General features: G+C 64.8%; 7 protein-coding genes. 4 read left to right on the top strand and 3 right to left on the bottom strand.

Going from position 1 to position 6,909, the window contains the following annotated elements:
- Nucleotides 1–559, bottom strand: a 559-nt coding sequence (locus GTP90_RS34170) for an RNA pyrophosphohydrolase (protein WP_161087686.1), incomplete at its 3' end; no start/stop codon positions are given.
- Nucleotides 560–761: 202 nt separating this feature from the next.
- On the opposite strand from GTP90_RS34170, the gene GTP90_RS34165 reads away from it, so the two are divergent.
- Together GTP90_RS34165 and GTP90_RS34160 are read left to right on the top strand one after the other, a co-directional pair.
- Nucleotides 762–2,498, top strand: coding sequence for a proline--tRNA ligase (locus GTP90_RS34165; RefSeq protein ID WP_161087685.1), 1,737 nt, complete (start codon nucleotides 762–764; stop codon nucleotides 2,496–2,498).
- Nucleotides 2,495–3,220, top strand: coding sequence for a lytic transglycosylase domain-containing protein (locus tag GTP90_RS34160; protein ID WP_371875170.1), 726 nt, complete (start codon nucleotides 2,495–2,497; stop codon nucleotides 3,218–3,220). Before GTP90_RS34165 ends, GTP90_RS34160 begins: the two co-directional genes overlap by 4 nt.
- A gap of 121 nt (nucleotides 3,221–3,341) precedes the next feature.
- Here the strand turns inward: GTP90_RS34160 and GTP90_RS34155 are convergent, their stop codons facing one another.
- Nucleotides 3,342–3,731 carry an SWIB/MDM2 domain-containing protein gene (locus tag GTP90_RS34155; RefSeq protein WP_117012092.1) on the bottom strand — a complete coding sequence of 130 codons (390 nt, stop codon included), beginning with the start codon at nucleotides 3,729–3,731 and terminating at the stop codon, nucleotides 3,342–3,344.
- Between the two features lie 191 nt (nucleotides 3,732–3,922).
- Nucleotides 3,923–5,290 carry a signal recognition particle protein gene (ffh, locus tag GTP90_RS34150; protein ID WP_161087684.1) on the bottom strand — a complete coding sequence of 456 codons (1,368 nt, stop codon included), beginning with the start codon at nucleotides 5,288–5,290 and terminating at the stop codon, nucleotides 3,923–3,925.
- A 151-nt stretch (nucleotides 5,291–5,441) separates the two neighbouring features.
- On the opposite strand from ffh, the gene GTP90_RS34145 reads away from it, so the two are divergent.
- On the top strand, nucleotides 5,442–6,473 hold the full coding sequence (locus GTP90_RS34145; RefSeq protein WP_161087683.1) for a YjgN family protein: 1,032 nt from the start codon (nucleotides 5,442–5,444) through the stop codon (nucleotides 6,471–6,473).
- The coding region (locus GTP90_RS34140; RefSeq protein ID WP_443093315.1) for a DUF7092 domain-containing protein at nucleotides 6,470–6,909 on the top strand (440 nt) is incomplete at its 3' end. The genes GTP90_RS34145 and GTP90_RS34140, both read left to right, overlap by 4 nt.

Here is a 6,909-nt window from a genome sequence, read left to right as displayed (position 1 = left end):
GGGCCGGCGCCTCGGCCGCGGGGCGCGGCGGATGCGGCTGGCGCAGGTAGCGCGAACCGTGGTGGCGCCGCTCGTGGCCGTTGGCCGGCCAGGTCAGGAAGCGCGACAGCTCCTGCAGCGCGCGCTGGTAGACCTCGCGCTTGAACTCGATCACCACGTCCAGCGGCACCCAGTAGTCGTGCCAGCGCCAGGCGTCGAACTCGGGATGGTCGGTCAGGCGCAGGTTGACGTCGTTGTCGCGCGCGCACATGCGCAACAGGAACCAAATCTGCTTCTGGCCGCGGTAGTGGCCGCGGATCTCCCGCTTGATGAAGTGGTCGGGCACCTCATAGCGCAACCAGTCGCGCGTGCGGCCGACGATCTTGACATGTTCCGCCCGTAATCCGATTTCCTCTTCCAGCTCCCGGTACATCGCCTGTTCCGGCGTTTCCCCATATTTGATGCCGCCTTGCGGAAATTGCCATGAGTGCTCGCGCACCCGCTTGCCCCACCACACCTCGTTCTGGGCGTTCAGCAGGATGATGCCGACGTTGGGCCGAAACCCTTCACGATCGAGCATATTGCACCTCAAACTTTCTGCGACCGAGCTCCCTGCTTATATTTTTGCCCACAAAACCGCGCTACGGCTGGGTTTTCGGGGTACGAAAACGGCCGGAGAGGCATCAATTGAACGCATTTGTATAAAGTATGGACGCATCAGCCAGCTAATCCTTTAAAATTAGGTTGATTATAACTCTCTCTTTTTAAAAAGAATTCACCGTATGCGCGCCTCACGATTTTTTATTTCCACGCTTAAAGAAGCTCCGTCCGACGCCGAGATCGTCAGCCACCAGTTAATGATGCGCGCCGGGATGATCAAACGCCTCGGTTCGGGCATCTACACCTACATGCCGATGGGCCTGCGGATCATCCGCAAGGTCGAGGCCATCATCCGCGAGGAGATGAACAAGGCCGCCGCCATTGAGCTGCTGATGCCGTTGGTGCAGCCGGCCGAGCTGTGGCAGGAGACCGGGCGCTGGGACAAGATGGGTCCGGAGCTGATGCGCGTGAAGGATCGTCATGGCCGCGATTTCGCGATCCAGCCGACGTCCGAGGAAGTCATCACCGATGTGGTGCGGTCGGAAATTAAATCCTACCGGCAGCTTCCGTTGAATTTTTACCACATCCAGACCAAGTTCCGCGACGAGCGCCGTCCCCGTTTCGGCCTGATGCGCGGCCGCGAGTTCACCATGAAGGACGCCTACTCGTTCGACCGCGACCTGGCCGGCATGCAAGCGTCGTACAAGGTCATGTTCGACGCCTACGTGGCGATCTTCACCCGCTTCGGCCTGAAGTTCCGCGCGGTGGCGGCCGACAACGGCGCCATCGGCGGCACCGGATCGCATGAATTCCACGTCATCGCCAGCACCGGCGAGGACGCCATCGTGTACTGCGAGAGCTCGGATTACGCGGCCAACATGGAGGCGGCCGAGGCGCTGCCGCTGGCCGCCGCCCGTCCGGCCGCCGCGCAGGCGCTGACCAAGACGTCCACGCCGGACGCCACCAAGTGCGAGGCGGTGGCCGAGCTGCTCAAGCTGGACCTGGCGCGGACCGTCAAGACCATCGCGCTGACGGTGGAGACCGAGACCGACGGCAAACTGGCTAAACAGTATTTCATGTTGCTGCTGCGCGGCGACCATGAACTGAACGAAGTCAAGGTCGGCAAGGTGCCGGGCCTGGCGGCGCACCGCTTCTCGACCGAGGCCGAGATCCTGGAAGTGTACGGCTGCGTGCCGGGCTACCTGGGCCCGATCGGCACCAAGGCCGCGGTCACCGTGGTGGCCGACCGCACGGTGGCCAACATGGCGGACTTCGTGTGCGGCGCCAACGACGCCGGCTACCACTACACCGGCGCCAACTGGGGCCGCGACATGGCCGAGCCGGCCATCGTGGCCGACCTGCGCAACGTGGTGGCGGGCGACGCCTCGCCGGACGGCAAGGGCGTGCTGGCGATCGAGCGCGGCATCGAGGTGGGCCACGTGTTCCAGCTCGGCACCGCGTACTCGGAATCGATGAAGGCCACCTTCCTCGACGAGAACGGCAAGCCGGCGCCGCTGCAGATGGGCTGCTACGGCATCGGCGTGACCCGCATCCTGGGCGCGGCGATCGAGCAGAACTTCGACGACAAGGGCATCATCTGGCCGGCGTCGCTGGCGCCGTTCGAGCTGGTGCTGTGCCCGATGGGCATGGACCGCAGCGAGGCGGTCAAGCAGGCGACCGAGCAGCTGTACGCCGACGCGCAGGCGGCCGGCATCGACGTCATCCTCGACGACCGCGGCCTGCGTCCGGGCGGCATGTTCGCCGACTGGGAGCTGATCGGCGTGCCGCACCGCGTGGTGATCGGCGAGCGCGGCCTGAAGGAAGGCAACCTGGAATACCAGGGCCGCCGCGACACCGAGGCGACCGCCGTGCCGGTGGCCGACATCGTCAGCTTCATCAAAGGCAAAATGGCGGCGTGATCATGCGCCGCCGCTGTCATTCCCGCGAAAGCGGGAATCCATACTGCGCCGGGCAGGACACTCAGCATGGGTTCCCGCGTTCGCGGGAACGACGAAGCTGGCTGTATGGACTTTTGCTGACGCTGGCGCTGACGACAAACGCCCACGCCGGCAACCAGAAAGAGGAAGCGCTGGCCGACTCGGTGCGGCTGGCGCTGGCCAACGCCATCAAGGACGCCACCCCGCCGCAGCCGACCTTCCGCAGCGAGACCGAGCGCCAGCGCTACCAGGGTTGGCTGGCGCAGGCGTCGGCGCGGCTGCAGCGCAAGCTGCCCGACGCCCAGACCCGCAACGAATTCCTGGCCACCGTGTGGTACGAAGCGCGGCGCGCCGGGCTGGAGCCGGGCATGGTGCTGGGGCTGATCCAGGTGGAATCGGCCTACCGCAAATACGCGGTATCGATGGTGGGCGCGCGCGGCTACATGCAGGTCATGCCGTTCTGGACCAACGTGATCGGCGACCGCAACCGCAGCGCGCTGTTCAACATGCAGACCAACCTGCGCTACGGCTGCGCCATCCTGCGCATGTACATCGACATGGAGGCGGGCAACCTGTACCTGGCGCTGGGTCGCTACAACGGCAGCCGCGGCCGGCCCGAATACCCGAACGCCGTGCTCTCGGCCTGGAACAACTGGAAAGAAAATGGGGTCAAGTCTGACATTCGGACACGAGCTCTGCCGTAGACCCGCGTCTACGGCAGAGCTCGTGTCCGAATGTCAGACTTGACCCCACCTTGCACATAAAAAATGCCGTCGTCGCGTGAGCGAGGACGGCATCCCGGCGCGGCTGTACTGGCCGCTGCGCTTATTTCAGGTGGTCGGAAATGAGCTTGGTCATTTCGAACATGGACACTTGGGCTTTGCCGCCGAATACAGCTTTCAGCTTGTCGTCGGCATTGATCATGCGGCGGTTGGCCGGATCTTGCAGGTCGAGCTTTTTGATGTAATCCCAGACTTTTTTGGTGACTTCGGTGCGTGGCAGCGGGGCGGCGCCCACCACGGCGGCCAGGGTGGCCGATGGCGTCATCGCTTTCATGAAGGCGGCGTTCGGTTTGCGCGGTGCGGCCGGAGCGGCTGCTTTTTTCACTGCTGGCTTGGCTGCTGCTTTAGCGGGTGCTGCTTTCTTCGCGGCTGCCGGTTTCGCGGCGGCTTTCTTAGCTGGTGCTGCTGCTGGGGTTTTTTTGGCTGTTGCCATCTTCGAGCCTCCTTAACGAACACATGGAAAATTGCGCAATTGATCGCACCGGCTAATATTGGTGGTGATTTACCGAGTATGCAAGTGTTTTTCGCGTTTTTTCCCGGAAACACCACGTAAACACGGGCTTTCGCGGGGCAGCGCACCGTGGCGGCGCGCTTTTCCCTGTGCAGGCGCGGGCGCGACCCGACTTAGCGCATGCCCGGCATCATGCCCTTCATCGAGCGCATCATCTTCATCATGCCGCCGCCCGAGAGCTTTTTCATCATGGTCTGCATCTGCTCGAACTGGGTCAGCATGCGGTTGACCTCCTGCACCTGCACGCCGGCGCCGGCCGCGATGCGGCGCTTGCGGGTGGCCTTGATCAGCTCGGGCTTGGCGCGTTCCTGCGGCGTCATCGAGTCGATGATGCCGACCATGCGCCGCACCTGCTTGTCGGCCTGGTCCATGTTGGCGCCGCCGGCGGCCTGCTGGAACTGCGCCGGCAGCTTGTCCACCAGGCTGGCCATGCCGCCCATCTTCTTCATCTGGCCCAGCTGCGCCTTGAAGTCGTTCATGTCGAACTTGCCGCCGGACTTGACCTTGGCCGCCAGCTCGGCCGCGGCCTTGCTGTCGACGCCCTTGCGCGCCTCTTCCACCAGCGCCATGATGTCGCCCATGCCCAGCACGCGGTTGGCCATGCGGGCCGGGTCGAACGCTTCCAGGCCGTCCAGTTTTTCCGACACGCCGGCAAACTTGATCGGCTTGCCGGTGATGTGGCGCACCGACAGCGCGGCGCCGCCGCGCGAGTCGCCGTCGAGCTTGGTGAGCACGATGCCGGTCAGCGGCAGCGCGTCGTTGAAGGCCTTGGCGGTGTTGATGGCGTCCTGGCCCAGCATGGCGTCGACCACGAACAGCGTCTCGATCGGCTTGACCGCCGCGTGCACGGCGGCGATCTCCTGCATCATCTGCTCGTCGATGCCGAGGCGGCCGGCGGTGTCGATGATCAGCACGTCGTGGTAGTGTTTCTTGGCCCAGTCCAGCGCGGCCAGCGCGATCTCGACCGGCTTGTCCTGCGCGGTGGACGGGAAGAAGTCGGCGCCGACCTGGCCGGTCACCGATTGCAGCTGGGCGATCGCGGCGGGACGGTAGACGTCGGCCGAGACGGTCAGCACTTTCTTTTTCTTTTCTTCCTTGAGGTACTTGGCCAGCTTGCCGACGGTGGTGGTTTTACCCACACCTTGCAGGCCGGCCATCAGGATGATCGCCGGCGGCTGCTGGGCAAAGCTCAGCTGCGCGGCCTCGGGGCCGAGGTCGGCGCCCATGATGGCGGCCAGCTCGCGCTGCACCACGCCCACCAGGGCCTGGCCCGGCGTCAGCGAGGAGATCACTTCCTCGCCCATGGCCTTTTCCTTGACCCTGGCGATGAATTCGCGCACGGCCGGCAGGGCGACGTCGGCCTCGAGCAGCGCCAGGCGCACTTCGCGCAGCATCTCGGCGGTGTTGGCTTCGGTCAGGCGGGCCTCGCCGCGCATGGTTTTAACGACCTTGGCAAGGCGTTGGGTAAGATTGTCTAGCATGATGAACCCGGAATGAACAGTGGCCGCCATTTTACCCCATCGGACGGTGGGCGCCGACAGCCCCGGTGGACATTGCTAAAAATGCAGTTTCCCGTTGACAATGTTGTTTTTTATCGGCATCGTTGATGCTTTGTTAATGCCGGGAGCATCCATGCAACAAGTGCAAGGGGAGCAAGCGCAACGCTTGCGTTTTCACGCCACGGGCGGCGAGTATTTCCGCATCTGGATAGTCAACCTGTTGCTGACCGTCGTCACGCTGGGCATCTATTCGGCCTGGGCCAAGGTGCGGCGCAACCAGTACTTCTATTCCAGCACCGAGCTGGCCGGCAGCAGCTTCGAATACCACGGCAATCCGGTCGCCATCCTCAAGGGCCGCATCGTGGCCGCCGTGATCTTCGGCATCTACATGGCGGCCTCCGCCTGGGCGCCGCTGGCGGCGGTGGCGGTGGCGCTGGGCATGGGGATCGCTTCGCCGTGGTTCATCTGGAAGAGCCTGCAATTCCGCCTGCATAACACCAGCTACCGCGGCATCCGCTTCCGCTTCGTTGGCGATGTGCGCGACGCCTATACCAACTACCTGGTGCGCCCGCTGCTGAACGGCGTGACCCTCGGCCTGGCCACGCCGTTCATCCACCAGCGCGCCAAGGCCTGGCAGCATAATGAGAGCCGTTACGGCAAGGCGCGGTTTTCCTTCGACGCCAGCGTCGCGGATTTTTATAAGTTGTATGGCGGCTTGCTGCTGATCGGCGGCGGCGGCATGGTGGCGCTGTTCTGGTTCATGATGAAGCGCACGCCGGCGCCGGCCAGCAGCGCCGAGGCGGCCGGCGAAACCGGCTTGTTCCTGCTGCTGTTCTACGCCTGGTTTTTCGTGGTCTACCCGCTGTTCATGAACATGCTGCAAAAGCTGATCTGGAACCACACCAGCCTGGAACAGCATCGCTTCCGGTCCGACATGCGCTGGAGCCGGCTGGTGTTCATCACCGTCACCAATTATCTGGCCGTGATCTGCACGCTGGGCCTGTTCCTGCCGTTCGCGCACGTGCGGGCGATGCGCTACCGCCTGGAGTCGACGTCGCTGCTGGTGGACGGCAGCCTGGACGACATCACCGCCGTGCCGGACGGCGAAGTCGGCGCGGCCGGCGAAGGCATGGCCGAGTTCATGGACTACGACCTCTCGTTATGAGCGGCGCGCAGCACCCCGCCGCCGCGGTCGCCGCGCGCTATTTCGACGGCCGCACGTCGCGCCTGCACCGCGTGACGCTGACGGTGGAGAACGGCGTCGCCCAACTGGACGGGGACGCCCGGCGCGCAGCGCCGCTGGCGGAGCTGCGCGTGTCCGAGCGCAGCCGCCACGCGGCGCGCAAGGTGACCTTCGCCGACGGCGCCTACCTGGAAATCGACGACCGGGCCGGCTTCGAACTGCTGCTGCGCGCAACCGGCCACCGCGACAGCCTGGTGGTGCGCTTGCAGCACAGCTGGCGCGGCGTGCTGGCGGCGGCCGCCGCCACCGTGGCGCTGCTGGCGCTGGGCTATCTCCATCTGTTGCCGGCGGCCGCCGGCTGGATCGCCGACGCCCTGCCGCTGTCGGTCGAGCGCCAGCTGGGGCAGGGCGTGCAGAT

Origin of the sequence: Duganella vulcania, from assembly GCF_009857655.1 — a bacterium.
Taxonomy (GTDB): domain Bacteria; phylum Pseudomonadota; class Gammaproteobacteria; order Burkholderiales; family Burkholderiaceae_D; genus Rugamonas; species Rugamonas vulcania.
Note: the sequence above shows the minus strand (reverse complement) of the source record. Positions and strands in the feature narration are given on the sequence as shown.